General features: G+C 43.9%; 25 protein-coding genes. 17 read left to right on the top strand and 8 right to left on the bottom strand.

Annotation, left to right across the window (positions count from 1 at the left end; genetic code table 11):
• Nucleotides 1-9 precede the first annotated feature (9 nt).
• Nucleotides 10-636, bottom strand: coding sequence for a transcriptional repressor LexA (lexA, locus tag C8D85_RS02035; RefSeq protein ID WP_133559693.1), 627 nt, complete (start codon nucleotides 634-636; stop codon nucleotides 10-12).
• Nucleotides 637-706: 70 nt separating this feature from the next.
• Here lexA and dinG point away from each other — a divergent pair, with 70 nt between their 5' ends.
• From dinG to C8D85_RS02110, 15 genes are all read left to right on the top strand, one after another.
• Complete coding sequence (dinG, locus tag C8D85_RS02040) at nucleotides 707-2,830, top strand: ATP-dependent DNA helicase DinG (protein WP_133559694.1); 2,124 nt, start codon at nucleotides 707-709, stop codon at nucleotides 2,828-2,830.
• An 89-nt stretch (nucleotides 2,831-2,919) separates the two neighbouring features.
• Nucleotides 2,920-4,251, top strand: coding sequence for a DEAD/DEAH box helicase (locus C8D85_RS02045; RefSeq protein ID WP_133559695.1), 1,332 nt, complete (start codon nucleotides 2,920-2,922; stop codon nucleotides 4,249-4,251).
• Nucleotides 4,252-4,260: 9 nt separating this feature from the next.
• Nucleotides 4,261-5,676 carry a protein adenylyltransferase SelO gene (locus C8D85_RS02050; RefSeq protein WP_133559696.1) on the top strand — a complete coding sequence of 472 codons (1,416 nt, stop codon included), beginning with the start codon at nucleotides 4,261-4,263 and terminating at the stop codon, nucleotides 5,674-5,676.
• A 19-nt stretch (nucleotides 5,677-5,695) separates the two neighbouring features.
• On the top strand, nucleotides 5,696-6,727 hold the full coding sequence (locus C8D85_RS02055) for an NAD(P)H-dependent glycerol-3-phosphate dehydrogenase (protein ID WP_133559697.1): 1,032 nt from the start codon (nucleotides 5,696-5,698) through the stop codon (nucleotides 6,725-6,727).
• Entirely contained in the window at nucleotides 6,720-6,995 is a 276-nt protein-coding gene (locus C8D85_RS02060) for a DUF4389 domain-containing protein (RefSeq protein ID WP_133559698.1), read from the top strand. Before C8D85_RS02055 ends, C8D85_RS02060 begins: the two co-directional genes overlap by 8 nt.
• Nucleotides 6,985-7,470 carry a phosphohistidine phosphatase SixA gene (gene sixA / locus C8D85_RS02065; protein ID WP_133559699.1) on the top strand — a complete coding sequence of 162 codons (486 nt, stop codon included), beginning with the start codon at nucleotides 6,985-6,987 and terminating at the stop codon, nucleotides 7,468-7,470. Before C8D85_RS02060 ends, sixA begins: the two co-directional genes overlap by 11 nt.
• Before the next feature lie 19 nt (nucleotides 7,471-7,489).
• Nucleotides 7,490-8,350, top strand: a complete 861-nt coding sequence (locus C8D85_RS02070; RefSeq protein WP_133559700.1) for an alpha/beta hydrolase — start codon at nucleotides 7,490-7,492, stop codon at nucleotides 8,348-8,350.
• Between the two features lie 32 nt (nucleotides 8,351-8,382).
• Entirely contained in the window at nucleotides 8,383-9,192 is an 810-nt protein-coding gene (locus C8D85_RS02075; protein WP_133559701.1) for a DUF4892 domain-containing protein, read from the top strand.
• A 27-nt stretch (nucleotides 9,193-9,219) separates the two neighbouring features.
• Nucleotides 9,220-10,146, top strand: a complete 927-nt coding sequence (locus C8D85_RS02080; protein ID WP_133559702.1) for a patatin-like phospholipase family protein — start codon at nucleotides 9,220-9,222, stop codon at nucleotides 10,144-10,146.
• Nucleotides 10,147-10,241: 95 nt separating this feature from the next.
• On the top strand, nucleotides 10,242-10,979 hold the full coding sequence (locus tag C8D85_RS02085) for a hypothetical protein (RefSeq protein ID WP_133559703.1): 738 nt from the start codon (nucleotides 10,242-10,244) through the stop codon (nucleotides 10,977-10,979).
• A 57-nt stretch (nucleotides 10,980-11,036) separates the two neighbouring features.
• Complete coding sequence (gene prmB / locus C8D85_RS02090) at nucleotides 11,037-11,945, top strand: 50S ribosomal protein L3 N(5)-glutamine methyltransferase (RefSeq protein ID WP_133559704.1); 909 nt, start codon at nucleotides 11,037-11,039, stop codon at nucleotides 11,943-11,945.
• 9 nt (nucleotides 11,946-11,954) lie between these two features.
• Complete coding sequence (gene aroC, locus C8D85_RS02095) at nucleotides 11,955-13,055, top strand: chorismate synthase (protein ID WP_133559705.1); 1,101 nt, start codon at nucleotides 11,955-11,957, stop codon at nucleotides 13,053-13,055.
• A gap of 48 nt (nucleotides 13,056-13,103) precedes the next feature.
• Nucleotides 13,104-13,667 carry an inosine/xanthosine triphosphatase gene (gene yjjX / locus C8D85_RS02100; RefSeq protein WP_133559706.1) on the top strand — a complete coding sequence of 188 codons (564 nt, stop codon included), beginning with the start codon at nucleotides 13,104-13,106 and terminating at the stop codon, nucleotides 13,665-13,667.
• Complete coding sequence (yjjG, locus tag C8D85_RS02105) at nucleotides 13,651-14,343, top strand: pyrimidine 5'-nucleotidase (RefSeq protein WP_133559707.1); 693 nt, start codon at nucleotides 13,651-13,653, stop codon at nucleotides 14,341-14,343. The genes yjjX and yjjG overlap by 17 nt, the downstream gene beginning before the upstream one ends.
• 762 nt (nucleotides 14,344-15,105) lie before the next feature.
• Nucleotides 15,106-15,300 (top strand): hypothetical protein, encoded by a 195-nt coding sequence (locus C8D85_RS02110; protein ID WP_133559708.1) that lies wholly within the window; start codon nucleotides 15,106-15,108, stop codon nucleotides 15,298-15,300.
• 32 nt (nucleotides 15,301-15,332) lie between these two features.
• Here the strand turns inward: C8D85_RS02110 and C8D85_RS02115 are convergent, their stop codons facing one another.
• Nucleotides 15,333-16,070, bottom strand: a complete 738-nt coding sequence (locus tag C8D85_RS02115) for a CLCA_X family protein (RefSeq protein ID WP_133559709.1) — start codon at nucleotides 16,068-16,070, stop codon at nucleotides 15,333-15,335.
• A gap of 151 nt (nucleotides 16,071-16,221) precedes the next feature.
• Here C8D85_RS02115 and C8D85_RS02120 point away from each other — a divergent pair, with 151 nt between their 5' ends.
• Entirely contained in the window at nucleotides 16,222-17,433 is a 1,212-nt protein-coding gene (locus C8D85_RS02120) for a sugar transporter (RefSeq protein ID WP_133559710.1), read from the top strand.
• Here the strand turns inward: C8D85_RS02120 and C8D85_RS02125 are convergent.
• The 3 genes from C8D85_RS02125 to C8D85_RS02135 form a co-directional block, all read right to left on the bottom strand.
• Nucleotides 17,414-17,764, bottom strand: a complete 351-nt coding sequence (locus C8D85_RS02125) for a hypothetical protein (protein ID WP_133559711.1) — start codon at nucleotides 17,762-17,764, stop codon at nucleotides 17,414-17,416. The two genes, C8D85_RS02120 and C8D85_RS02125, sit on opposite strands and share 20 nt — an antisense overlap.
• Nucleotides 17,765-17,847: 83 nt before the next feature.
• Entirely contained in the window at nucleotides 17,848-20,583 is a 2,736-nt protein-coding gene (locus tag C8D85_RS02130; protein ID WP_133559712.1) for a heavy metal translocating P-type ATPase, read from the bottom strand.
• Nucleotides 20,576-21,016, bottom strand: coding sequence for a MerR family transcriptional regulator (locus tag C8D85_RS02135; RefSeq protein WP_133559713.1), 441 nt, complete (start codon nucleotides 21,014-21,016; stop codon nucleotides 20,576-20,578). The genes C8D85_RS02130 and C8D85_RS02135 overlap by 8 nt, the downstream gene beginning before the upstream one ends.
• 152 nt (nucleotides 21,017-21,168) lie before the next feature.
• Between C8D85_RS02135 and C8D85_RS02140 the strand changes: the two genes are divergently transcribed.
• Entirely contained in the window at nucleotides 21,169-22,059 is an 891-nt protein-coding gene (locus C8D85_RS02140) for an AEC family transporter (protein ID WP_133559714.1), read from the top strand.
• A gap of 15 nt (nucleotides 22,060-22,074) precedes the next feature.
• Here C8D85_RS02140 and C8D85_RS02145 read toward each other — a convergent pair whose 3' ends face one another.
• The 3 genes from C8D85_RS02145 to C8D85_RS02155 all read right to left on the bottom strand — a co-directional run bounded on the left by C8D85_RS02145 (nucleotide 22,075) and on the right by C8D85_RS02155 (nucleotide 25,836).
• Nucleotides 22,075-22,563, bottom strand: coding sequence for a DUF411 domain-containing protein (locus C8D85_RS02145; RefSeq protein ID WP_133559715.1), 489 nt, complete (start codon nucleotides 22,561-22,563; stop codon nucleotides 22,075-22,077).
• 163 nt (nucleotides 22,564-22,726) lie between these two features.
• Nucleotides 22,727-23,761 (bottom strand): dihydroorotase, encoded by a 1,035-nt coding sequence (gene pyrC, locus C8D85_RS02150; protein WP_133559716.1) that lies wholly within the window; start codon nucleotides 23,759-23,761, stop codon nucleotides 22,727-22,729.
• A 236-nt stretch (nucleotides 23,762-23,997) separates the two neighbouring features.
• On the bottom strand, nucleotides 23,998-25,836 hold the full coding sequence (locus tag C8D85_RS02155; RefSeq protein ID WP_133559717.1) for a DEAD/DEAH box helicase: 1,839 nt from the start codon (nucleotides 25,834-25,836) through the stop codon (nucleotides 23,998-24,000).
• Nucleotides 25,837-25,937 lie beyond the last annotated feature (101 nt).

Raw genomic sequence — 25,937 nt, forward strand, 5'->3', positions numbered from 1 at the left:
AAGAATTGATTAGTGGCCTCGTCGTATTACGCCAACCGACAGCCCTTCAATGGCAAAGTCTTCGCTTTCCAGATCTACGATAATGTCATTAAATTCTTCGTTTTCCGGGATTAAGCGAACTTCACGACCTTTTTGCTCAAATCGCTTCACGGTTACTTCGTCACCGATGCGGGCCACCACGATCTGACCATTGCGAACGGTGTGAGTTTTGTGGACAGCTATCAGGTCACCATCTAGAATGCCTGCGTCTTTCATACTCATGCCGTTAACAGACAGTAAGTAGTCAGCTTTTGGTGAGAACATTTCGGCGGCAATAGGGATTCTGGCATCGATGTTCTCTTGTGCCAAAATTGGATAACCTGCGGCGACTCGTCCAACGATTGGTAAAGTGCCAGCTTCATCGTTCGCACTAACAGGTGCTTCTTGCTCTACAAGGCGAATGCCACGAGAAGCGCCAGAAAGCATTTCTATTGCGCCTTTTTTGCTAAGCGCTTTTAAATGTTCTTCTGCTGCGTTTGGTGAGCGAAAGCCTAAACGCGCCGCAATTTCAGCACGAGTAGGTGGAAAACCTGTTTCGTTAATAAATTCGCGAATTGTTTCTAGTACGTCAGACTGTCTTTTTGTTAATTTAATCATACGGCATCTGTTTGTTTATACAGTTACTGTTATTATATACAGCTATCAATCAATTGCTCAACTATATTCCATGCTTTCAGACTCGATAAAAGAAAATATACAAACAGCCTATCGCGCTTACCTTGAAGCTAAGGGCCATAAAGCACGTGTTGGTCAGCGTCATATGATTGCTACGATTGCACGAACGCTTGGTAATATACGACAAGGTTCAGAAGGCGAAAGGCTTGGTGAGAAGCATGTTGCCGTGGTTGAGGCTGGAACAGGTACTGGTAAAACACTTTCTTACTGTTTATCTGCAATCCCCATTGCGAAAGCGAAAGGGCTTAAATTAATCATATCAACAGCCACTGTTGCGCTGCAGGAGCAGATTCTCCATAAAGAGCTACCAAGCCTGCTGGAGTACACCGATTACACGTTTCGCTATACCTTGGCCAAAGGTCGTGGTCGCTATCTTTGCTTAAATAATTTAGAGAGCTTTTTAAGTGCGGAAGATCAAGCCACTGAAGATATGTTTGCGGGCCTGTTTGAGCAACACTTAACACCTGATGATGTAAATACCGTTTTGTATCAGGAAATGGACGATTCACTTCGTGATGGCAAGTGGGATGGCGATAAAGATAATTGGGAAGGCGTTATTCGTGAGCAGGATTGGCGACGTTTAACCACCGATCATCAGCAGTGCACGAACCGTAATTGTGCTAATTTTTCTGCTTGCCCGTTTTTTAAAGCCAGAGCAGAGTTAGAGACGGCCGATGTCATCGTGGCTAACCACGATTTGGTGTTAGCTGACTTATCATTAGGTGGCGGTGCGATCTTATCCGATCCCAAAGAAACCATTTATGTGTTTGATGAGGGACACCACCTACCAGACAAAGCAATCGGTCATTTCCGACATGAAGTTCGCCTTCAGCAAAGCATTAGTTGGCTTAAGCAGCTAGATAAGAACTTGATCAACCTACGTCAAGAGCTAACCGATGAGGTCAGTTTAACGGGGCAAATACTTCTAAAATTGCCACAGCAGATACAAAGCACGATCAATTTTATTCAGTATGCACAGCAAGGGCTCGCTCCATTTATTCAGAATTTAGGTTTAGATGAAGACTCGCGACAACATCGCTTTGAGTTTGGTGTGATTCCTGATGAGTTAAGACAGCTTGCTTACAGCTTATCTACTTCCTATCAAAAGCTGTTTAACCAGATTGAGAGCATTCAGGACGAATGTAAAAAGGTGAAACAAAACGAAGGGATGGGATTAACCGAAGAAACCGCAGAGAACTGGCTGCCGATCCTTGGTGTCATCCTTGGTCGCTTAGAAGCTTGTGTGGAACTATGGAAGCTTTACGCGGCGCTGGACGATCAAAACTATCCCCCAAACGCTCGCTGGTTGCTGGTGGTTGGACAAGGGCTTGAACAAGACATAGAGCTAGGCGGATCACCGATCTTGGCGGCTCATACGCTGAGAATGCAGCTGTGGGATAAGTGTTTTGGTGCTGTGGTGACATCGGCCACACTGACTGCGTTAAACGAATTTCATCGTTTTAATATGCGCTCTGGTGTGCCAAGAGAAAGCGAATACCTAAGAGTCGTCAGTCCCTTTGATTTCCAGCGCAAGGGTACTCTGGTTGTTCCGAATATGACGTCCGAGCCCAATCATGCAGAAGCTCATACAAAAGAGCTCATCACATACTTGAACGACAACGTCGATACATCGCTTGGCTCGTTGGTGTTGTTTTCCTCACGACGCCAAATGGAAGAAGTGGCTGCTGGCCTAAAAGATCCCCTTAAAGACATCTTACTGATTCAAGGGGAGCAGTCGAAACGTATTATTTTGGAAAGCCACAAAGATGCCATAGATGGCGACAAAGGCAGTTTGCTATTTGGCTTGGCAAGTTTTGCGGAAGGTGTCGATCTGCCTGGTAAATATTTAACAAGAGTGTACATCGCCAAAATCCCATTTGCGGTTCCAGATGACCCTGTAGAAGCCACATTAGCAGAGTGGATTCAGCGACGTGGAGGTAATCCATTTATGGAAATTACGATTCCGGATGCCTCGTTACGACTTGTTCAAGCAACCGGTCGATTACTGAGAAGTGAAACTGACAGTGGCGAAATTCATATTCTGGATAAGCGCTTACATACGAAGCGCTACGGTAGACAATTAATCAACAGCTTGCCACCTTACAAACAGATTTAACCAAACTTAAGGTGATAAAGAGTTCCCATTTAGGTACACTTTGTGCCTTGAGTACCTACATTCATTCAATAGAGATTAAAGACTCTCACATGGAAAAACAGCAAGAAGCCGCGCGCCCTGCATCAAAGGGACCAAAGCGCCAACGTAGACCCCGTCGTAAACACAACAAAAGCAGTGCTAACGCAACGGGAGCTAGTACTCCAACTGCTGAAGAAACGCCTAATGGAGAACTTTGGTCAATTAAAGACTTCAAGGTCGCTGAAGTTGAAGGCAAAGTACGTTTTCATGATATGAACCTACCGGATCGTGTGATGAAAGCCATTCAAACCATGGGGTTTGAATACTGCAGTGAGATTCAAGCCGCGACGTTACCTGCCACACTTCAAGGTTATGACCTGATTGGTCAAGCTCAAACAGGCACCGGTAAGACAGCCGCATTCTTAATTGCGATGATCAGTGACTTCTTAGATTACCCAGTTGAAGGTGAACGTGCCAACAACTTCCCGCGTGGTCTAATCATTGCCCCAACTCGTGAGCTTGCTTTGCAAATTGCTGATGAGGCAGAGAAGTTAACCAAGTACACCAATCTAAATGTTGTGTCATTGGTTGGTGGTATGAACTATGACAAACAGCGTCAGCAACTTGAGACAGAGTTTGTTGATTTAATCGTTGCTACGCCAGGCCGTTTACTTGACTTTGCACGAAGCAAAAAAGTCATGTTGAACAAAGTAGAATGTGTGGTGCTAGACGAGGCCGACCGTATGCTGTCAATGGGCTTTATCCCAGACGTGAAGAGCATTATTCGTATGACGCCTCATAAAGAGCGCCGACAAACGATGCTGTTTAGTGCAACGTTCCCGAAAGACATTCAGGCATTGGCTCGTCAGTGGACATTCCATCCAAAAGAAGTGTCTGTTGTTCCTAAAGAAACAACGAATAAAAACATCGATCAAGTCATTTACACGGTTTCTAATAACCAAAAATGGCCAATTTTGAAAAAGCTAATCGAAGAAAATGGTAGTCAACGTACCATTATTTTTGCGAACCGCCGTGATGAGACCCGTGATCTCCACGAAAAACTGAAGAAGGCTAACATTAACTGTGCCATGCTATCAGGTGAGGTTTCACAAGATAAACGCGTTAAAACCCTTGCTAAGTTCAAAGACGGAAGCATTCAGGTATTAGTTGCAACAGATGTGGCTGGCCGTGGCATTCATGTCGATAACATCGAGCTAGTCGTTAACTATGCATTACCTGATGACCCTGAAGATTATGTGCACCGTATCGGTCGTACTGGTCGTGGTGGCGAACAAGGTAAATCTGTTAGCTTTGCAACAGAAGATGACTCTTTCATGATCCCTGAAATTGAAGCGACCATCGGTACGTCTATTCGTTGCGAATACGTTCGAGATCAGGACTAGAAATAGTTTATGCGTTTGCAGCATCGTTTTGCTCAATTAGGTAATGAGTTTAGTGCTCATACCCATATACAACCGTTGCAAGAGCAACGGTTGGTTGAGATAAACAAACTTCATGCTCAACATTTAGCAATTGATGTGACTGATGCGCAGACGCTTTCTATCTTATCTGGCGAAACCACTTTATCCGACAGCCTTAGTATGGTGTATGCTGGCCATCAATTCGGTGGTTTTACGCCACAGCTAGGAGATGGGCGAGGTGTTTTGCTGGGTGAAGTCATCGCTCAGGATGGCTCCTACCATGATCTTCACGTAAAAGGTTCTGGGCAAACGCCATTCAGCAGGCAAGGGGACGGTAGAGCCGTTCTTCGCTCATCTATCCGTGAATATCTGGCCTGTGAAGCAATGGCAGCTCTTGGTATTCCGACATCCAGAGCTTTAGCTCTGTATGATAGTCAGCAAGCTGTCTATCGTGAACGTCCCGAAATCGGCGCTATGCTCATTCGCACGGCTCAAACACACATTCGCTTCGGGCATTTCGAATACTTTTTTGCTCATAAAAAGACCACAGAGCTACAGCGTCTCATCGACTTTACTCTCGAAAATTATTTCCCCCATTGCCTCAACACTGAACAACCAATAAAAGCCATGCTTATTGAAGTGGTTGAGCGGACTGCTCGAATGATCGCCAAGTGGCAAGCGGTTGGTTTCCAGCATGGGGTAATGAATACCGATAATTTCTCTATTTTAGGAGAAACCATCGATTACGGTCCGTTTGGTTTTATGGAAGATTTCAATGATCGCTGGATTAGTAATCATTCCGATCATGACGGTCGATATGCTTTTCATCGTCAACCCGGTATAGGGCTTTGGAACCTAAACTGCTTAATGCACGCTTTCTCAGGTCATTTGACTCGTGACGATCTGATTGAGGTGTTAAAGCATTACGAGCCCTGCCTACAAGATCATTACGATACCTTGATGGCACAAAAGCTTGGTATCAAAGTAGATGAAAGTCTTGAACCTTTACTAGAAAAATTATTCGCGCTACTGCGCCGTGAAAAGCTCGATTACTCATTTTTTTTTAGATCTCTGTCGCATTTAACACCTAACAATCCAGAATTACTCTTAGATGAGGTGATCGATAGGGAAGCAATGTCTCAATGGCTTGACTACTATTGGTCTGTGCGCAATAAATCACAAGTGGCTAATGCCCAGCACATGATGCTGTGCGTTAACCCAAAATTTGTTTTAAGAAATTATCTGGCTCATGAAGTCATAACAGCTGCTGAAAAGGGGAATTATTTGCCATTTCGTCAGCTGCTTGCGGTCTTATCTAGTCCTTTTGAGGAGCACCCAGAGAGTAACTCTTTGGCCATGCGTAGCCCTGAGTGGGGAAAAGACCTAGAAGTAAGCTGCTCATCTTAATGTAAGGTTAAATATTTATATGGATAAGCAATCAGTTTGTGTATTAGGTGGTGGTAGTTTCGGTACAGCGCTGGCTAACATCATGGCAAAGAATGGTCACCAAGTAAGCCAATGGATGCGCAACGAAGAGCAAGTGGAAGAGATCAATTTAACAGGGCTTAATAGCCGCTATCTTCCTAATGCACCGTTACATCAAGAGCTACTTGCCACCAGCAACTTGGAAGAAGCCATACGTACTAGTAACACGATCTTTGTATCGATTCCTTCGAAATCATTTGAGCAGGTCGTAGAAAGAATTAAGCCGTTGCTGACACCTAATCAGGTTTTGATCAGCACGACTAAAGGCTTCAACCCTAATCGTTTTGAGCTTATGAGTGATATTCTGAAGCGAAACGGTGTCACTGAGCGCATTGGCGTATTAAGCGGTCCAAATTTAGCAAAAGAAATTGCAGCAGGCCATTTGACTGGATCCGTTATTGCCAGTGATGATGACGCACTTAGAACTACTGTTATTGAGCTACTTAAATCTCGGACGTTCCGAGTCTATGAAAACCATGATAGTACTGGTGTTGAATTAGCCGGCGCCTTGAAAAACATCTATGCCATTGTCTGTGGCTTGGCCAAAGCTATGAAAGTGGGTGAAAACACCATGGCAATGATCATGACGCGTAGTCTTGCAGAGATGAGTCGATTTGCGGTTCACTTTGGTGCTAACCCAATGACATTTTTAGGCCTTGCTGGGATGGGAGACCTAATCGCCACCTGTACCTCTCCGCTTAGTCGTAATTATCGAGTAGGTTTTGCCTTGGGGTCAGGAGAAGAGTTGGAAAAGGCAATTGGAGCCATTGGTGAAGTTGCTGAAGGTGTGAATACACTGAAAATGGTAGTTGAAGAAGCGGATAAGCATGGCTTGTATATGCCATTGGCTTCTGGTTTATATAAACTAATTTTTGACAACGCGAGTTTAGATTCTTTAATCGGTAGCATGATGACCGGCGAACAGAAATGGGATGTAGAATTCGCAACTGCTGGAGTAAATAGAAATGAATAAACCTGGTTACGCAAATCAAGAGTTTTGGATCCGACTTGTCTTCATGTTGATTTATTGGTGTCTACTAAACCTAGCACTCACTGTGTTTGGTTTCTTGGTTGTTATTACCACGATCGTAAAATTCGCCTCTAAATGCGAGCTTTCTGGATTGACGTATTGGGTTCGTTCAACCGGCGTATTTGTTAAACAAATCGTCTCTTTTTTATCTTTCAGCACTGAAGAAAAGCCATTTCCTTTCCAGCCATGGTCAGATAAAGATGGCGAGTAATCTTAAGCGCTTATATGTCATGAGGCACGGCCATGCCGAGCCTTTTGGCTATGACAACGATGCACAACGAGAGTTGACCACTCAGGGTTTTGCAGAGGTACGACAAACTGCTGAACAGTTTGCTGTGAAGCAAGAAGACTTTGATGCTATTTTTGTCAGCCCTTATATTCGCACACAACAAACGGCCAATGAGTTTATCAAGGTACTGGGTACTGGAGCTAACTTCCAAACGGTGGATTTGATTACTCCGAGTGGTAAACCGCTTGATGTGGCATTATGGCTTCACGACTTACCTTATTCTTCAGTCTTGCTGGTTACTCACCAACCCTTCGCTCATCAATTAGTGGATATGTTGGCTGACGAACCTTTGCCTTATGAGTTCCAGATGACAACGGCAACTATGGCAGCTCTTGAGGGGGAACTCTTTGCAACCGCTTGCTGTCAATTTAAATGGGCGATCTCTCCAAAACTGTAAAGAGTCTATTAAATAAGTTATGTCCAACGATACACAATATAACTTAGGTCACACCAGTTTAGCCGGTCAGCAATGGCTATCTAGCAACCCTAATGCCCTAAGGGTATTAATGCTCCATGGCTGGCTAGATAATTCGGCTTCCTTTACTAATTTAGCCCCATATTTATCTGATTATAATTTGTCCGCTGTGGATCTTGCGGGACATGGATTATCCGACCACCGTCCAGATGGCTGTTTTTATCATCTATGGGATTATGCATTAGATATTATTAGTATTTTGAACCTTAGCTCGCAGCCTCTTTGGTTGGTGGGGCATAGCATGGGAGGCGCAGTGGCTATGCTGGTTGCTGCTTTGGCCCCCGAAAAGGTGCGCGGATTGATTGTTTTAGACAGTCTTGGTCCAGCGACGGCGACGCCCAATGAGCGTGTCGTCACTATGAAACGTGCTATGCAGAAAATGCTAAAGCAGCGAAGCCAACGAAATACGCATTACCCATCTCAAGAAGATCTCGTTTACGCAAGGATGCATGGCATGACAGAGCTGAGTCATGATGCGGCAAAATTATTGGTTAAACGAGGCTCAACAGTAAAAAATGGCGAATGGGTATGGCGAGCAGATCCTAAACTGTCTTTTCCATCGCCATATCGTATGGATGAAGACTCTGTTGAAGCTTATATTTCCTCCATTAAATGCCCAACATTGGCTTTGTTAGCGAACCAAGGGTTTTATGGAAATGAACCGGATTTGCTTAAACGACGTACCCAGATGTTCCCATGGATAAAAGTGCAATTTCTTGATGGTAGCCATCATTTCCACTTAGAAACTGCAACGTGCTACTCGGTTGCACAGGAAATTCATCGATTTATCGACCAGAATTAATATTCGTATAACCGTGTTAAGGAGTGAGCAATATGTTTCGTAACTTTGTCACCGCATTCACGGCAGCTTGTTGTCTAAGCAGCACGGTTGTCTTTGCAGCAGAATCATCGAATCCCCCACAAGAAATACCTCTTTATCGAAGTGCTCAGATCGTTAAAAGTACGCCTGTAGAAAACGCCAGTTTTGAAATTCCTTTGGCCAAAATATACCGTTCAGGACGAGGCTGGGAACCAGAAAAAGTGACGGTTGTTGAAGGCTCTTCTGTTCAAACACTTTATAAAATTGGTCGTAATGTTCCGATGGAATCGGTTGAGTCTTTTTATGATCAGGCTATTCGAAACTTAGACGGTGTCGAGCTCCTTTTTGAGTGTCATAGTCGTTCATGTGGCAGCTCAAATGCTTGGGCAAATAACTTCTTTAATGACTATTTACTTTACGGAGCAGACTCTAGCCAGACGTTGTGGGTCGCAAAAGATGCGCAACAACATTACTGGGTGGTATACCTGAATCGCCGTGGAGCCGGTGATGTTATGGTTAGGATTGACGAGGTCATTCCCAAAGGCAGTGATCAGAATATTGCCATCCTTGCTCAATTTAATGCTAGCGACATCCCAAGAATTCGACGCTTTCTCTCTGAATCCAATGATTTAACAACTATCATTGGTTTTGTCACAAGCCAAGCCGATCATCGAAGTGCGGTAAACGTTGGCGACCAGTATATTAGCGATATCCAATTTGGCTTAAGTCCTGAAGAGAATCAAGACATTCGCTTTATCAACTTGGCAAATATGGGTGATCCAGCACTTGGTGCTGACAGAGTGATCTTCATTCGCAACCAATGAATTCAAGCCTTAAAGGAATAAAGAAGTATGTCAGGTAAAACCGTATCGTTGGTGCTAGGGAGCGGGGCCGCTCGAGGTCACGCACATATAGGTGTGATCAATGCACTTGAGCAACAAGGGTATGAAATTATTTCCATATCAGGCTGTTCAATCGGATCCATCATCGGTGGTATTTACCTCTCAGGCAAGCTTAAGGAATACCAAGAATGGGCAGAATCTTTAGATCGATTTCATGTGCTAAAGCTGCTGGATATGGCGGTGCTAATGGGGGGTTATGTACGAGGCGACCGCTACTTCAAAGTTATCGAAGAGTTATTAGGCGATGATCTAAACATAGAAGATCTACCACGACCATTTACTGCTATAGGTGTTGATTTACTCAGCCAAAAAGAATTTTGGTTTCAAAAGGGCAGTCTGCTAAAAGCTATGCGGGCTTCTTCTGCAGTGCCTTCTATTGTCAGTCCAGTTCAAGTGGGTGGACGAGTTTATGTTGATGGTGGTGTCCTTAACCCGTTACCTATTATACCCACGGTGTCGGCTGGGGCTGATTACATTATAGCTGTGGATCTAAATGGTCCAGCGCAAGAGCTATCCGAGGCAACAGTTGTTCAACCAGAACAGGAAGCTGAGTGGTGGCGAAGTGTAAAAGACTTTTTTGGCAAGATGGGAGACGACTCGGGATCTGAGTTGGAGCCAGAAACGCGCTACGACACCCAAAACTGGGGACGCATTCAAACTATCAACATGATGTTTGAAACCATGCAAGAATCACTGACTCAATACAAAATCGCAGGCTATCCGCCAGATTTGTTAATTTCTCTGCCAAAGGATGCGTGTAGCTTTTATGAGTTCTGGCGTTCAAAAGAATTAATCGAACTCGGTCATAAAGTCACCACTGATGCTTTAGCGCAATTAGAGTCACCAAAACGCGACTACTTTTCTTTCCCTAGCTAATTGTATTGTTTCGCACTGCGAGCCTCAAACATAGATATAAAAGATAAAATAAGTATAATATTTTTCATTATTATTTTATCTAGGGTTTTATTGTTATGGCTCGTAAGGCAAATATTGCGAAAGAAGAAATCATCCAAGCCTGCTGGGATCTTATTGAGCAGAACATCTTTCCTAACATTCCACGATTGAGTGATTACTTTAAAAACCTTGATGGTCGCGGCTGTTCGAATACAACATTGCTAAACGCCATCAGCGAATGGGAAGAATCGTATAAAGAACATCAAGAGAATGAGCTGAAAGAAATCACTGAGCATTTCGCTCCAACCTTCAAGCGCTTCGAAAGAGATATTATTCAATCACTTTCTATCATCCTGGACGAGCAGATCACTGCGCATGAAGAGAAACTATCTCTTAGACAATCATCTATTGAAGGTAGAGAGCGCTCCCTATCAGAATCTTTTATTAACTCTCAACAAGCGCTAGAAACAACTCTTGAACAAAAGCAGATATTTGAGACACGCTGTAATGAATTGCAACAAAGCCAAAAAGCACTAGAAGACCGACTAGAGCATTCATTAACTCGAAACAGGGTACTCGAATCCGAAATTGAACAATGGAAGCTAGCTCAGAGAGAAGCAGACACCAAACTCCATCAAGCGCAAGTTGATCTAGCCAAACTGGATAATGAAATTTCCCAGTTAAAACAGCTTTTAACGGACAGCCAAGCAGAGGTTCAGCGCTTAAAAAAGCAAAACGATCAGCTTTTAAACAGTGCAATCGAACAAGTCTCAAAGCTTGCAGAAAGCGTGGCGACAAAAGCTTCAGATTCATAGAGTCTAGCGGGGATTATCGCTATAATGACACGCATTTTTAACGCATAAGATATTGCTATGAGTAGACACCAATCCGCCATAAAGGATTTATTGACCATTCAAGATTACATCCGCTGGACGTATTCTCGTTTTCGTCGTTCTGATATTTTTTATGGCCACGGTACAGATAATCCTTGGGATGAAGCTGTTCAGCTGGTTCTTGGGGCGCTTTCATTACCTTTAGATTTTCCAAAGGAACACTTGGACAGTCGCTTAACCCATGATGAGAAAAAGCGGATCTTAAAATTGGTAGATCGCCGCATAAACGATCGTGAACCATTGCCGTACCTATTAGGCGAAGCATGGTTTATGGGGCTACCGTTTAAGGTTACTAAAGACACCTTGATTCCTCGCTCGCCGATTATGGCTCTGATTGAGAATCAATTTGCTCCATGGTTAGAGCAATACCCGCTGTCCATTCTTGATATGTGTACTGGTTCTGGGTGTCTAGGCATCGCAGCTGCGTTAACCTTTGATGAAGCTGAAGTCGACATTACTGACGTTAGTGATGCGGCATTGAATGTGGCTTTGCAAAACATCGCTATGCATGAGGTGGAAGACCGTGTACATGCTATCCACTCCGATATGTTTAATGCATTATCCGGTAAGCAGTACGATTTGATTATTTGTAATCCGCCGTATGTGGATGCGAATGACTACAATACTGCGCCAAGAGAATTTCACAACGAACCACAGTTGGCCCTAACATCCGGCGATGATGGTTTAGACTTCACCAGAGCATTCCTAGCGCAAGCGGCAGATTATCTTCATGATAACGGCATTGTTGTCTATGAGGTTGGCAACAGTGAAGTAGCATTACAAGAAGCGTACCCTGATACACCATTTATGTGGGTAGAATTAGAGAATGGTGGTAACGGCGTCTTCGTATTAACGAAAGAAGAATTGAAAACCCTACAACAAGAGTAACTAGACAACATGGCTGGCAATACATTTGGTACGTTATTTAAAGTCACAACTTTTGGGGAAAGCCACGGTTTAGCCCTAGGCGCAATCGTTGATGGTTGCCCTCCAGGACTTGAGTTGACTGAAGCTGATCTTCAGCGTGACTTAGATTTACGTAAACCAGGCACATCAAAACATACAACTCAACGCCGAGAGCCGGATGAAGTAGAGATTTTGTCAGGTGTATTTGAAGGCAAAACAACCGGCACACCGATTGGTCTTTTAATTCGCAACACAGATCAGCGCTCAAAAGACTACGGTAATATCAAAGAAACATTCCGTCCTGCGCATGCTGATTACGTGTACGACCAGAAGTTTGGCTTCCGCGACTATCGCGGTGGCGGTCGTTCTTCAGCACGAGAAACAGCGATGCGAGTTGCGGCGGGGGCTATTGCAAAAAAATGGCTTAAACAGCGCTACGGCATCGAAATCCAAGGTTTCTTATCTCAACTTGGTCCAATTAAATTGGATGTTAAAGATTTAAGCCAAGTCTACGAGAATGCGTTCTTTAGCCCTGATCCTGATGCCATTCCTACGCTTGAAGAGTACATGGTAAACCTTCGTCGTGAAGGCGATTCTGTAGGTGCCAAAATCACAGTAATTGCTAAAAACGTACAGCCAGGATTAGGTGAGCCAGTATTTGATCGTTTAGACGCTGATATCGCCAAAGCAATGATGGGCATTAATGCCGTAAAAGGCGTCGAAATCGGTGATGGCTTCGATGTGATCGAGCAAAAAGGTAGCCAACATCGTGATGAAATGACACCAGAAGGTTTCTTATCGAACCATGCCGGCGGTGTAGTTGGTGGCTTATCCTCTGGTCAAGATATTGTGGTACACATGGCATTAAAACCAACGTCGAGTATTACAATTCCAGGTAAAAGCATTGACCGCTCAGGTCAAGCGATAGACGTCATTACAAAAGGGCGTCATGACCCTTGTGTCGGCATTCGAGCGACACCAATTGCTGAGGCGATGCTTGCGTTAACCATTATGGATCACGCATTACGCCATCGAGGGCAAAATGCGGATGTCCATTGTGAAACACCCATTATTAAAGGCCAAGCCGAATAATATACAAAAGGTCGCGATTGCGGCCTTTTTTGCTTTAGGGAGAACTTTATGTCGAGTGTGGTAATAAGAGTATTAGTAGGCTCCACCAACCCAGTGAAGAAAGGGGCTGCGATGAAAGCTTTTGCTAAAGCATTCCCGGATCATGCTATTCATTGTGAAGATCTTAATGCTCCATCTGGAGTAGCGGATCAACCCATGAATGAGCAAGATACCAAGCTTGGAGCACAAAACCGAGCAACATATTGCGCCCATTTTGATAGCCAACAGAAATACGATTACTACGTGGCGATGGAAGGTGGTGTGGATTATTTTGATGAAGGGCCCGCAACCTACGCATACATCACAGTCCGAAATCAGGAAGGACGAATGATCACGGGGCGAACAGCCAATTTACCGTTACCTCAGTTTGTCTATCAACGCCTTGAACAAGGCGAAGAGTTAGCTCATGTGATGGACGATATATTCAATCAGCACAATATAAGACAAAAGGGCGGTGCTATCGGTGTTTTGACAAACCATATCGAAACCCGTGAAAGTGTTTATATGCAAGGGCTAGTGTTAGCTCTCGCGCCGTTTTTACACAGTGAGATGTTTTATGAATCATCTGTATGATTTCTATATTTTTGATGCGGACCATACATTGTTCGAATTCGATGCTTTCGAAGGGCTTAAGCACATGTTTGCTAATTTTGATGTGCAGTTTGACTTGGAAGATTATGAGTTCTACCAACAAACTAATAAGCCATTATGGGTGCAATATCAAAACGGTGAAATAAGTGCCGACACATTACAAACAGTGCGATTTAGTCATTGGGGTAAAAAGCTCAATATACAGCCTAAAGAGCTAAATGAGAGTTTTTTAGACAGCATGGCGGAAATATGTGAGCCGTTGCCAAATGCTAAATTGTTATTGGAAACGTTAAAAGCTAAACGAAAAAGCCTTTCCATACTGACCAATGGCTTTACAGCCTTGCAGCAGCGCCGATTGAATAAAACAGGTTTAACTGATGTATTTGATCATGTGATCATTTCTGAGCAAGTTGGCTTCGCTAAACCAGATGAACGTGTTTTTAGGCATACTCTGGACAAACTAAATATCAACCAAGACCAGAGGAATCGCGTTCTGATGATCGGTGATACGTTTGCTTCAGATATTGTTGGAGGACAACGGGCAGGTATTCAGACATGTTGGTTAAATCATCACAACGAACAGCTTACGGATGAACAGATTAAGCCAACGTATGAAGTTAAGTCTTTAAAAGACTTGATGGCATTATTAGAGCTTTAATAGCTCTAAAATAGGTCTGCTATTTCCGATAAATGTTATTATCGGAAATAGTATAATATCAGGAATTAAGGCCTTTCCCTCGTAATTTCTTTCTTATTAGGCTCAAACTAAAATTCTAAAACCGTTCGTTTTACAAATTGAAGCTGCTTCTTCACCTGTGTTGCCCTTGTTGTTAAATGATTCGTCAAAACGAATTCATCTTTTGTGCTACCCAAGCCTATCGAGGAAATAAATTCTTTTATCGCGGACTGGAGTCAGCTCGTACGCCGTATTCCATTTCGTACGGCCCGAGATAAAAATTACTTTAACGCTGACAGGATTCTCAGCTAGTACGCAAGACTACAGCAGAAATAATAAATCCGTCATCACTGACTGGCGTCTGCTTATACAACTTCGATTTCATCAGCAAAACAATGTTCAGATCGCTCACAGCTCGTATGATCCGATTCCATCAGTGGCTATCCTTGTTTATTGCTTAATCGTTCGATTGACATGTCACCTCAAAAACGAGTTAATAACAAAGTCATATAAAGACATTTCATTTAACCCTAAACCGATTCGGAGGCCATTATGACTTGCATGCATTCCATCATGACAACATCTATGACTACGCCTCGAATTTATGTCCGATCAGCCAATAAGGCCTCTGGCATTCGCGTTTAGTGTTGTTTATTACATTGATCGCGGGAATTTACGCGGTCAACCAAGCATTTAAGCCCACTCCTCGTAAATTCTCATGATCTTCCTGATTAGGAGAACATTATGAGCTTTATCGCACTTTTAAACTTGGCAAAAGAATACTTTGAACAGCGCCGTTTAAACCAAACGTTCGGTCACCTTGATAACCATGTTTTACGAGATATTGGTTTTATTCGTACCGGTTCTGGCATTCGTCCGTTAAACCCTCATGCTAAAGGCGAAACACCACCGCCCCAAAGTGAGTTAAGTCCTAGGTGATGATTGACGCTGGAGGCAGGATAAACAACATATTAATGATTTTCCTGCTTCCTCTGTCTACTTGCTAACGCATCACCCAGTATTGAAAAATATTGTTGGAACATCTCATTAATCATCAAACGCTGCTCACCATTTGGATATAAACCAAGCTTGGCTTCATCGGTTCCTATTGTCCCTCTTACTAAGAAACGACTATTGGGTAAGCAATCCTCAATAAACGCTTCAAACGCACGAGCACACATTTCTTCTGGCTTTGAGTAGTAGAAGCTATTCAGTCGAGAATCTGTTTCTCTTGAGCAAATAAACAGCGGACTTGGCTCCTTACCGTCAACTGACAACAAAATCGTTTCGTAACATTGAGCCAGTAATGTATTCAGGGTATGCGGCCCATATTGGTAATCGTTTAACCATAGTTTCGAGGCGAATACCATGCGGTCTGCAATAGGAAACATCTTGTCTGCCATGTAGTGATCAAATGCATGAAACCATTCGTGAGCGAGACTACCGGCTCCAGCATTCTTCGCTAACGAAAGCTTTTTAACTGCAGGCATGTAGTGAGCGGAAACACCTAACTGCCCGCCTTTACCGTACTGTAATCCAAGCGATCCTCTAAGTGAGATAACGGACTCCGGTACTTTTAAAGCGTGCATTAGATCCACTAAAGCTTGATGGAAATTTAAGGCAGCTCTATCACGTTCTTTGGGTGTAACCCATTGACCAAGTTCGATGCTTTTAAAGCCAAATTGACGTCGTATTTCAACAAAGTTCATGAATGTGCATATATTAGGATAATTTGAAGTGCGCCCTTATATTTTATCATCGGGATGCATGTTTGATTCATATTTAGCCCTTTAAATTCGTGTAATTAAGTGAAGAATACTACCCTTTATTTAATCGACTAAACTCTTGTTCGGAACCCCTATGACACAATTACCTCCAGCGAGTACCACACCCAAACATGTGCAATATCTTCGTGTGCTTGCGCTGGGTTTTTGTGCGTTTATTTTTAACACATCTGAGTTTGTACCGGTTGGGTTATTATCTGATATATCCGAAGACTTTGGCATTACACCGTCACAAACAGGCTGGATGTTAACGATTTATGCATGGATTGTTGGTGTTATGTCTTTGCCTATGATGCTGATCACGAGTCGCATGGAACGAAAACTGTTGTTGATGGGAACATGTACAGTTTTTATCGTCAGTCATGGTTTATCAACCATCGCTTGGGACTTCCAAAGCTTAATGATTAGCCGTATTGGTGTTGCGTTTTCGCACGCAGTGTTTTGGTCCATTACAGCATCCATTGCGATTCGTGTAGCACCTCCAGGAAAAATGAATTTTGCCCTCAGTGTGCTTGCGACAGGTACGGGTATGGCAATGGTACTAGGGGTTCCTCTTGGCAGATTAATAGGCCAGCACCTTGGTTGGCGAATGGCTTTTGAGGTGATTGGACTGGCTGCATTAGTCATTACCGCATTGGTATTTCGCCTACTGCCGCCCTTACCAAGCCTTACCAGTACTAATCTGACAGCCAAAGTAAAATCGGTATTCACGAACAAGCGTTTGTTCATCATGTATTTGTCTGTGTTTCTTGTGTTCACAGCTCATTACGGTACTTACAGCTACATTGAACCGTTCCTAATGGATTTCGGCGGTGTTTCCAGCAATTTAACCACAGTCATCCTACTAACATTTGGTATATCAGGCATTATTGGTAGTACGTTATTTAGCTATCTCGGTGAAAGGTATGGTGCTCAATTGATGATTGGTAGTTCTGTCGGCATGGCTCTTTGTATGCTGTGTCTAGCCATTGCTTTAAGCTCTGAGACCGCTTTGATCGTCATTACTGTTGTTTGGGGGGCTGCATTAATTCTGACTTGCTTGGCCATGCAATCTAGGGTTCTGAGTATCGATACCAGTGCTTCAGATATCATCATGTCGCTTTTTTCTGGCATCATCAACATGGGAATCGGGGCTGGCGCACTGGTCGGCTCTATCAGCATAGAACAAGTGGGATTAGGCAATATTGGCTACGTCGCATCAGTGGTTGCGTTTCTAGCAATATGGGTTGTGATTTATATTGCTAGAATGAACATCAAGCCAGTTGCGGTTAGCGGTGGTGGACATTAGGCGCCTTAGCGCAGCAATGTGGCTTATGACGTGCATTAGCCCGTATATTTTCACTTACCTGCTGTGCCACTCGGTATTTCCAACGCCACCATAACGAATCTGTATTCGGCTTAACATCGAGTTCTGAAAGCAAATTAATAATTTCTTCAAGCGCTAACAATGAGGCATCATAGTGAAAGACGATGATGCCACTTTTAGCATTGAGTTTAATTAAGTCAACAGCTCTAGTGTCTGTAAAATACAACTCAACCAAAGGGATGGTTGAGTTGTTTAAACCAGAGAACTTTAAGGTAACTTGATGGCGATAAGCAGAATGCTTAATTGCTGACATAAGAACTTCCTATTTCCCTAACCAAAACCACCAAACGATAAAAGCAATGGCAGCAAGTCCAATAAGATTTAAATAGATCATCACTATTTAGCTCCTTTAGCAGTTGAATTAGGTCTGAACCAGCGCAGGCGATTAGCGTTTACAACTACCGTAATCGATGACAGGGACATGGCTGCCCCAGCAATGACAGGACTCAAAAGCCATCCTGTTAATGGATACAATAATCCCGCTGCAACAGGAATCCCCAGGGTGTTGTAACCAAACGCCCCCCAAAGGTTTTGTTTGATATTACTGAGCGTTGCTTTACTGATTTCGATGACGTTTGCGATATGGTTCAAATCACTACCAATGAGCGTAATATCAGCGCTTTCCATCGCAACATCTGTCCCCGCCCCCATCGCAAAGCCAACATCAGCTTGAGCCAATGCAGGCGCATCATTGATGCCATCTCCGATCATACCAACCGTTTCACCTTCTTTTTGCAGATGTTGGACAAAATCGAGTTTGTCTTGCGGCAACATATTCGCCTTAAATTGATCTATCCCCACTTCATCAGCAACCACTTTAGCCGTTTCAGCGTTATCACCAGTAAGCATGATCACTTTAATGTGATTCGCATGTAACTGCTTAATCGCAGCCTTAGCACTTGGTTTTATTTTGTCTTCAATAACAAAACCAGCCATCAATTGTTTGCCTTTAGATAGATACACATGCGAACCCGCACTGAGCCCAAATGTGACGTTTATACTTATTCCTTTTTGTGTCATCAGAGCCGCATTACCTAGCGCATAATCGATACCATCAATGGACGCTGTAACCCCTTTGCCAGGCACATTGTCAAAGTTTTCAATCAATTGCTCTTCTGCACTGTCTGAGTACTCTAACAAGGCCTGTGCTAATGGATGGTTCGCTCCTGATTCAAGGCTTTTAATGATGCTTTTGATAGCGTGCTCATCATCACCTATCAGCTTCACTTCGCTGACGGTTGGTTTACCCTCCGTAATCGTGCCCGTTTTATCAAGCACAATCGTTGTGATTTCACTCGCTTTTTGAAGTGCATCACCATTACGAATTAAACCGCCGTATTCAGCCGCCTTACCGACTCCGATCATGGTCGATATAGGTGTGGCTAACCCTAATGCACAAGGGCACGCAATGATTAAAACAGACACCGCTGCAACCAGCATGTGAACAGCGGCGGGTTGAGGGCCGAAATTCAACCAAGCCATCGCTGCTAAGATAGCGAAAATAATGACACTTGGCACAAAGACAGAAGACACTTTATCTGCCAGGCGACTGATTGGCGGCTTAGAATTTTGCGCTTTACCAACCATCGAAATAATTTGAGCCAGCAACGTATCACCGCCTACTTTTGTCGCTTTATATACAAAGCGTCCGTTTCCATTCACCGTACCTGCAGAGACAGTGTCGCCTTCACTTTTTTCGACTGGTACCGGCTCACCAGTCAACATAGACTCATTGATCGATGACTGCCCTTCCACAATCACACCATCAACCGGTAGCTTCTCACCTGATTTTATTAAGATGTGGTCATCGATTTTTATGGCTGAGATATGAACCGTATGGGTTATGCCATCTTGTAAAACATTTGCTTGCGAAGGTTGTAGATCTAATAGTCTTTTTAGCGCAGCACTCGTTTTACCTCGAGCCTTTACCTCCAAAGCTTGGCCTAAATTAATCAAACCAAGGATCATCGTGCTGGCCTCGAAGTACAAGTGTCTAGCGTTAGCAGGAAGCCATTCAGGCAGCAAAACGACAGACATGGAATACAACCAAGCCGAACCAGTGCCTATTGCAATGAGAGTGTCCATATTGCTATGCCGATGCTTAAAAGCACGCCATGCACTGCGATAAAAATGCCTTCCACTGTAATACATGATAAGCAAAGAAATCGCCCCAACAACACCCCAAGCGATTTGTTCTCCAGCTGTCGTTACCATCATAGAACCACCGAGCAGCCCCCACAGCATTAGCGGAATACCGATGATTAGGCCTGCAGCTGAGAATCGTACCTTGGTGCGGTACTCATCAAGTTCTCGTTGAGCTCGCTCATCCTGTTCTTTTAGAGGGTCTTTGATCTGCTCTGCTTCATAGCCAGCATTTTCTATCGCTTTTATTAATTCATCGACAGGAGCTTGGCCTTGAACCTGAGCTGTACGGCTTGCAAAGTTTACTTCTGCTTCCGTTACATCAGGTAGTGCCTTAAGAGCTTTTTGAATGGTATCGACACAGCCAGCACATGTAATTCCTCTTAAGCTTAACTGTACGGCAGGGTCAGACGCCTCTTTTTGTTCAGGCTTATTTGAATGAACAGGATCAGTGGAATTGGCATTATCTTCAATAGATGTGCCTTCTTCACCAATTGAATAAACACCGTCAAACTGATATCCCGCATCTTGAACGATTGATTCAACATCTGATGCATCTAAACTTGATCGAACAGTGAGCTTTGATTCCTTGGGCATGCCTTCTACTTCTGCCATTGGGTCCATATCAATGATCTTCTTCCTAACCTTACCAACGCAACCTTGGCAAGACATGCCTACAACCTTGTAGTGTACGGCTGAATTAGCAGGTTCATACTCTCCTTTAAACTGAAAACCTGCTTTGGCAACAGCCTGGCTGAACTGCTCTTCCGTCATGTCTCCCATTAAGATAATTCGGTCTTCTTTAGGAAAACCTTCAATGTCAGAAGAGGATGAAATGGATTGAATTTCATTGCGCAGCTTTTTGACGCAACCTTGGCAATTAAGCCCCTCTACACGATAAGAACTATTGTGATGAGCTTGTTCAGTCATTTTTACCTCCATTTCCACAGCAGTCATCTGGCTTATCCCATTCCTCAATTAAGCAGCAAATGGAATGCCCATTAGGAACGCCATCCTGCATTTGATCCCAGACGGATAAAGCCGCTTCCATTTTATTTAAGTGAGATTGAAGCTGAGCAATCTGTTGTTTCACTTCTGGGACTTTTTGCTTTAAAAGATCCCTAACCATTGGGCACGGTGAATCTCCCGAGTCTGATTGCTCAAAGATATCCTGCACTTGCTTAAGGCTGAAACCTAGCTCCCTCGCCTGCTGTATGAACCTGACTTTGCGAAGTGCTTCTTTATCGTATTGATGGTAGCCATTTTCAGGGTTTCGATTCGCTTGTATTAAGCCCTCTCGCGTGTAATGCCGAATAGTTTCGGGCGTTACATTGGCAGTGTTAGCAAGTTCGCTGACTTTCATAGCAACCTCCTTTAGTCTTCTTAATAGACAGTTTAAAACCTTTGGGTTACACAAAGGTCAAGCGAATTTGAAAATATGCTTTTTAATTACAAGACAGATGCCTTTTTGCCAAGTAAAGTAGAACAAAAATCCACTACATCAATGAGTAATCTATGTTCTCAGCACTCTCCATGGCCTTAACACCTATTCTACTTTTAGGAGCATTAGGCATTTTTCTAACAAGACGAACACAATACTTAGATAGCCCACAATTAGGTTCTCTTGTCTCGAACGTTGGATTACCAGCTCTACTACTGTCCTCTGTATTAAAAATGGATATGGATTTGGGGGGAATGCTTTCTATTGTGGCGGCCACTCTTCTATGCTTAATGGCTATGCTAGTTGTTTCGCTGATTTTTCTAAAAATCATGAAGCTGCCCTCTCGCTATTACTTGCCGCCATTGGTGAACCCCAATACTGGTAATCTTGGTATTCCTGTTGCCTATGCGTTATTTGGTGAAGAAGGCCTTACCGTCGCAGTGGTCGTAAGCTCTGTCGTGCAAGTAAGTCACTTTACATTAGGCGTGGGTTTTATGTCCGGAAGTTACCGGCCAAAAGAGCTTTTAAAAAATGGTCCTGTGGTCGCGTTAATTCTAGGGGTTTTAGCATTACTCTTTGACGTCTCACTTCCTGCACCAATGTTAAAAACATTGGAAATGCTCAGTGCTATCACACTACCTATTATGTTAATGCTATTGGGCAAGTCTTTAGCGAATTTGTCCTTCAAGCAAAGCAACACGCTTTATCGTTCCATCAGCTTTGCTCTTTTTAGACCACTTGTTGGTGCAGGGATTGCTGCGTTCATTGTGCCTTGGTTTTCGTTTTCTGAGGTAGAGCAAGCCGCAATCATTGCTTTACAAGGTATGTCTGTTGCGGTCATTAGCTATATGTTGGCCACTAAATTTGATGGCCCTAAAGATGAAATAGCCCTAATGATTTTACTATCTCTACCTGTTTCATTGGCCGTGGCAGCACTGGTTTGGTGGTTGAAAGTCGCCAGCTAACTAAGGCTGGCAAATTTATTCTTCAGTATCTAGATCTGATACTTCAACGTAGGGTGATACGGAGCCGTCCGTGTTCAATTGTAAAATTGAAAACGGCATGCTTTGACCATTGATTCCCAAATTTGTGGCGGATGGTAATGGTGCAACCAACCCTTTAGCGTTGCTTGGAGGGTTCGCTAAAAATTGTTTTACAACCGCTGCAGGAATATTACCTTCAAACAAGTAGCCACTCTGAGATAAAGAGGTCTGGCACGAACGAGCATCTAGAGGGACACCATAACTGTCTTTGATTTTATCCAATGCGTTCGAAGAATGAATAACCGCCTTCATCCCCTGGTCAGTCAACCCACCAACCAAGTCACCACAGCAACCACATGAACGGCTAATATGAACATCTAAGGTATCATCTTTGGGCACAATGCTGGTTTCGCTTGCACTATATAGCCAAGGGCTTGGAAACAATAAGAATAGTAAAGGAAGTGTACGGATTACATTCATAGTCATGCTTAAATAGTTTCATTATCTTTAAGATATTAGCAAGAATGTAGAGGCTGCATCTGCGCTAGTTTATTGAAATAACGTTTTTTCCGTAATAACCGAAACTTAAAACAAACTGTGCACAACATATAAGTAAGGGAGCAAAGCTCCCAAACTTATATAGAACTGGTTATTTCTTAAGCGTCCAGTTTACTTGACGTCCTGCATAAAAAGGCACAATAGGTTCGCCTGTTGGTAGGTCAATTGACTCTGGTACCACCCACTGCTCACGCACAAGAGTGATGGTATCTGTGTTACGTGGTAACCCATAAAAATCAGCACCGTGTAGGCTGGCAAAGCCTTCTAACTTATCTAGTGCGTCTAATTCATCAAAGACCTGCGTGTACAGCTCAATAGCAGACCATGCGCTGTAACATCCAGCGCAACCACAGCCAGACTCTTTGCGATGCTGAGCATGTGGAGCGGAATCCGTGCCTAAGAAAAACTTAGAAGAACCTGTTTTTACCGCTGCACGAAGCGCTTCTTGGTGAGTCGAGCGTTTTAGAACAGGCAAACAGTAGTTATGCGGACGAATACCACCATCTAGCATATCATTACGATTCAACATCAAATGCTGTGGTGTAATAGTTGCCGCCACGCCATCACGAGCAGACATAACAAAGTCAGCCGCATCTTTAGTGGTAATGTGTTCAAACACCACTTTTAGGTGTGGGATTTTCTCAACAATCTTCACTAAGTGCTGATCAATAAATTCCTTTTCACGGTCAAAAATATCAATGTGCTTTTGCGTCACTTCACCGTGAACTAATAAAAGCATGCCTTCATCAGCTAGCGCTTCAAATACCGGGTAAAGACTGTCCAGCGAACTTACACCAGCGTCAGAGTTCGTTGTTGCACCGGCTGGGTACATTTTAGCCGCCACAACGCCCGCAGCTTTTGCGGCACGGATATCTTCTGTTGAGGTTTTATCGGTAAGATAAATGGTCATTAAGGGAGCAAAAGAATTACCCGCCGGAATCGCCGCTTCAATGCGCTTACGGTACTCTACTGCTAACTGCGCATTGGTCACAGGCGGAACTAGATTGGGCATAACAATCGCTCGCGCAAAACAGCGAGCAGTCGCTGGTACAGTTTCCTTAAGCATATCGCCATCGCGGAAGTGTAAGTGCCAATCATCTGGACGAATAATTGTAATTTGATCCATCTCTAATCCTGCTTTTTTAAAATATTGTTTCTGTTAAACCATTATCCCCGATGGAATCGGGTCGTAAGAGAGGAGGCTCCCCTCGCTAACTCAATCTGGCATGTAATTGTAGGACCGCGCTGTGCGCGGGAAAAGCCATATCACTCGGGAACCGATGTCCTACTTTCCAATGTAAATCCGGTCGTACGCAAATTTCTTTCAATAAAAAGCCGAGCAATGCTCGGCTTTTTGAGAACTTAATCTTTATTACGAGGACGTGGCTTACGGTCGCCACGATCTCCGCGATCACCACGGTCTTTATTAAAGTTACGTGGACGACGGTCACCACGATCACCTCGGTCATTACCTTGGCGACGGCGATTACCACCAGCAGGACGCTCGCGCTCGAAAACTTTATCATCAGCATTTTCAAGCATTGTTAGGTCACAGCGTTGGCCGCAAATACGAGTCTTAGCCAATTTGCTAACAGCTTGCTTGTTCATATCAGCAGGTAAATCTACCGTTGCAAAATCTTCGAAGATTTCGATATGACCAATCAGGCGGCTGTCTAGATCCGCTTCGTTTGCAATCGCGCCTACGATATTACCCGGTTTAACACCGTCACGGTAACCCACTTTAACAAGGTAACGCTTCATTTCTACCGAAGGGTTATCTTTAAGAGGCATCGCTTCTTTAGTAATGTTGCGAGGCTTACGTGGAGCGCGATCACCACGATCTGGACGTTCACTGCGCTCACGAGGTTTGATCTCGATCTCTTTCAATAGAAGAGGTGTTTTACCTTGTGCCATGTAAGCTAACGCAGCAGCTACTTTCGTAGGATCTACTTCGTTTTCTTTTTGGTAGCCTTCCATCAATTCGATGAAGAAATCTAGATCTTGGTTATCAATTGTGTCAGTGATACGTTGCTTGAAGCGAGCCACACGTTGCTCATTGATGTCTGCGGCTGTTGGAAGCTGCATGCGCTCAATGGTTTGGCGTGTTGCACGTTCGATTTGTTGCAACATACGGCGCTCACGGTGACCAACAAATAGAATCGCAGTACCAGAGCGACCTGCACGGCCGGTACGACCGATACGGTGTACGTAAGACTCAGTGTCGTATGGAATGTCGTAGTTAACAACATGGCTTACACGATCAACGTCTAGACCACGAGCTACAACGTCCGTAGCAACAAGAATGTCAATCTGACCTTTCTTGATACGCTCAACAGTACGTTCACGAAGGTTTTGGCTGATGTCACCGTTTAAGGCTTCACAAGCATGACCACGTGCTGTCAATTTCTCAGCAAGCTCAACCGTTGCCGCCTTCGTACGAACGAAGATGATCATACCGTCGTGTTCGTTCATTTCTAGGATACGTGTTAGCGCATCTAGCTTATGAAGACCACTTACTTGCCAGTATTTTTGAGTAATAGTCGTTGCAGTAGACGTCTTAGTTTGGATCTTAACTTCTTTCGGGTTGTTAAGATGTTGTTGCGCTACTTTACGAATGACACCTGGCATTGTTGCCGAGAACAATGCGATTTGGCGTGTCTTAGGTGTGTGCTCCAGAATCCACTCAACGTCGTCGATGAAGCCCATACGTAGCATTTCATCCGCTTCGTCTAGAACAAGCGACTGAAGGCCATCTAGTTGAAGGGTCTTACGACGAATGTGGTCCATGATACGTCCTGGCGTACCTACAACAACCTGCGCGCCACGCTTAAGTTGGCGAAGCTGAGAGTCGTAAGACATACCACCGTAAATCGGTAGAACGTGAAAATCTGGAATGTAACGAGCGTAGCTCTGGAATGCTTCAGAAACCTGAATAGCCAACTCACGTGTTGGCGCCAACACCAATAATTGTGGTGCTTTATTTGCTACATCAATGCGAGATAGCAATGGCAGAGCGAATGCCGCCGTCTTACCCGTACCTGTCTGCGCTTGACCTAGAAGGTCGTGCCCTTCTAACAAAAATGGAATACTTTGCGCCTGAATGGCAGAGGGTTGTTCGTAACCTAGTTCACTTACCGCTTTAAGAATTGGGGCGGCCAGACCCAGAGAATCAAAAGTAGGCTGAATATCAGCGTCAGACATGTAGATGGTAACCTTTAAATAGGATAAGAGACGTGCGAGAATCCGCACCGAAAAAATCAATCGCGTATTCTAGTAGAGATTAGGAAATAATGCCAGTTCTT

Source organism: Marinomonas communis, from assembly GCF_004363305.1.
Lineage (GTDB): Bacteria > Pseudomonadota > Gammaproteobacteria > Pseudomonadales > Marinomonadaceae > Marinomonas > Marinomonas communis.

Coding starts and splice junctions, on each gene's coding strand:
- C8D85_RS02155 (WP_133559717.1), bottom strand. CDS start 25,836: ATGTCTGACGCTGATATTCAGCCTACTTTTGATTCTCTGGGTCTGGCC.
- C8D85_RS02135 (WP_133559713.1), bottom strand. CDS start 21,016: ATGAAAGTCAGCGAACTTGCTAACACTGCCAATGTAACGCCCGAAACT.
- lexA (WP_133559693.1), bottom strand. CDS start 636: ATGATTAAATTAACAAAAAGACAGTCTGACGTACTAGAAACAATTCGC.
- C8D85_RS02055 (WP_133559697.1), top strand. CDS start 5,696: ATGGATAAGCAATCAGTTTGTGTATTAGGTGGTGGTAGTTTCGGTACA.
- C8D85_RS02115 (WP_133559709.1), bottom strand. CDS start 16,070: ATGAACTTTGTTGAAATACGACGTCAATTTGGCTTTAAAAGCATCGAA.
- aroC (WP_133559705.1), top strand. CDS start 11,955: ATGGCTGGCAATACATTTGGTACGTTATTTAAAGTCACAACTTTTGGG.
- C8D85_RS02140 (WP_133559714.1), top strand. CDS start 21,169: ATGTTCTCAGCACTCTCCATGGCCTTAACACCTATTCTACTTTTAGGA.
- C8D85_RS02080 (WP_133559702.1), top strand. CDS start 9,220: ATGTCAGGTAAAACCGTATCGTTGGTGCTAGGGAGCGGGGCCGCTCGA.
- pyrC (WP_133559716.1), bottom strand. CDS start 23,761: ATGGATCAAATTACAATTATTCGTCCAGATGATTGGCACTTACACTTC.
- C8D85_RS02075 (WP_133559701.1), top strand. CDS start 8,383: ATGTTTCGTAACTTTGTCACCGCATTCACGGCAGCTTGTTGTCTAAGC.
- C8D85_RS02085 (WP_133559703.1), top strand. CDS start 10,242: ATGGCTCGTAAGGCAAATATTGCGAAAGAAGAAATCATCCAAGCCTGC.
- C8D85_RS02110 (WP_133559708.1), top strand. CDS start 15,106: ATGAGCTTTATCGCACTTTTAAACTTGGCAAAAGAATACTTTGAACAG.
- C8D85_RS02145 (WP_133559715.1), bottom strand. CDS start 22,563: ATGACTATGAATGTAATCCGTACACTTCCTTTACTATTCTTATTGTTT.
- yjjG (WP_133559707.1), top strand. CDS start 13,651: ATGAATCATCTGTATGATTTCTATATTTTTGATGCGGACCATACATTG.
- C8D85_RS02070 (WP_133559700.1), top strand. CDS start 7,490: ATGTCCAACGATACACAATATAACTTAGGTCACACCAGTTTAGCCGGT.
- sixA (WP_133559699.1), top strand. CDS start 6,985: ATGGCGAGTAATCTTAAGCGCTTATATGTCATGAGGCACGGCCATGCC.
- prmB (WP_133559704.1), top strand. CDS start 11,037: ATGAGTAGACACCAATCCGCCATAAAGGATTTATTGACCATTCAAGAT.
- C8D85_RS02050 (WP_133559696.1), top strand. CDS start 4,261: ATGCGTTTGCAGCATCGTTTTGCTCAATTAGGTAATGAGTTTAGTGCT.
- C8D85_RS02120 (WP_133559710.1), top strand. CDS start 16,222: ATGACACAATTACCTCCAGCGAGTACCACACCCAAACATGTGCAATAT.
- C8D85_RS02045 (WP_133559695.1), top strand. CDS start 2,920: ATGGAAAAACAGCAAGAAGCCGCGCGCCCTGCATCAAAGGGACCAAAG.
- yjjX (WP_133559706.1), top strand. CDS start 13,104: ATGTCGAGTGTGGTAATAAGAGTATTAGTAGGCTCCACCAACCCAGTG.
- C8D85_RS02125 (WP_133559711.1), bottom strand. CDS start 17,764: ATGTCAGCAATTAAGCATTCTGCTTATCGCCATCAAGTTACCTTAAAG.
- C8D85_RS02060 (WP_133559698.1), top strand. CDS start 6,720: ATGAATAAACCTGGTTACGCAAATCAAGAGTTTTGGATCCGACTTGTC.
- C8D85_RS02130 (WP_133559712.1), bottom strand. CDS start 20,583: ATGACTGAACAAGCTCATCACAATAGTTCTTATCGTGTAGAGGGGCTT.
- dinG (WP_133559694.1), top strand. CDS start 707: ATGCTTTCAGACTCGATAAAAGAAAATATACAAACAGCCTATCGCGCT.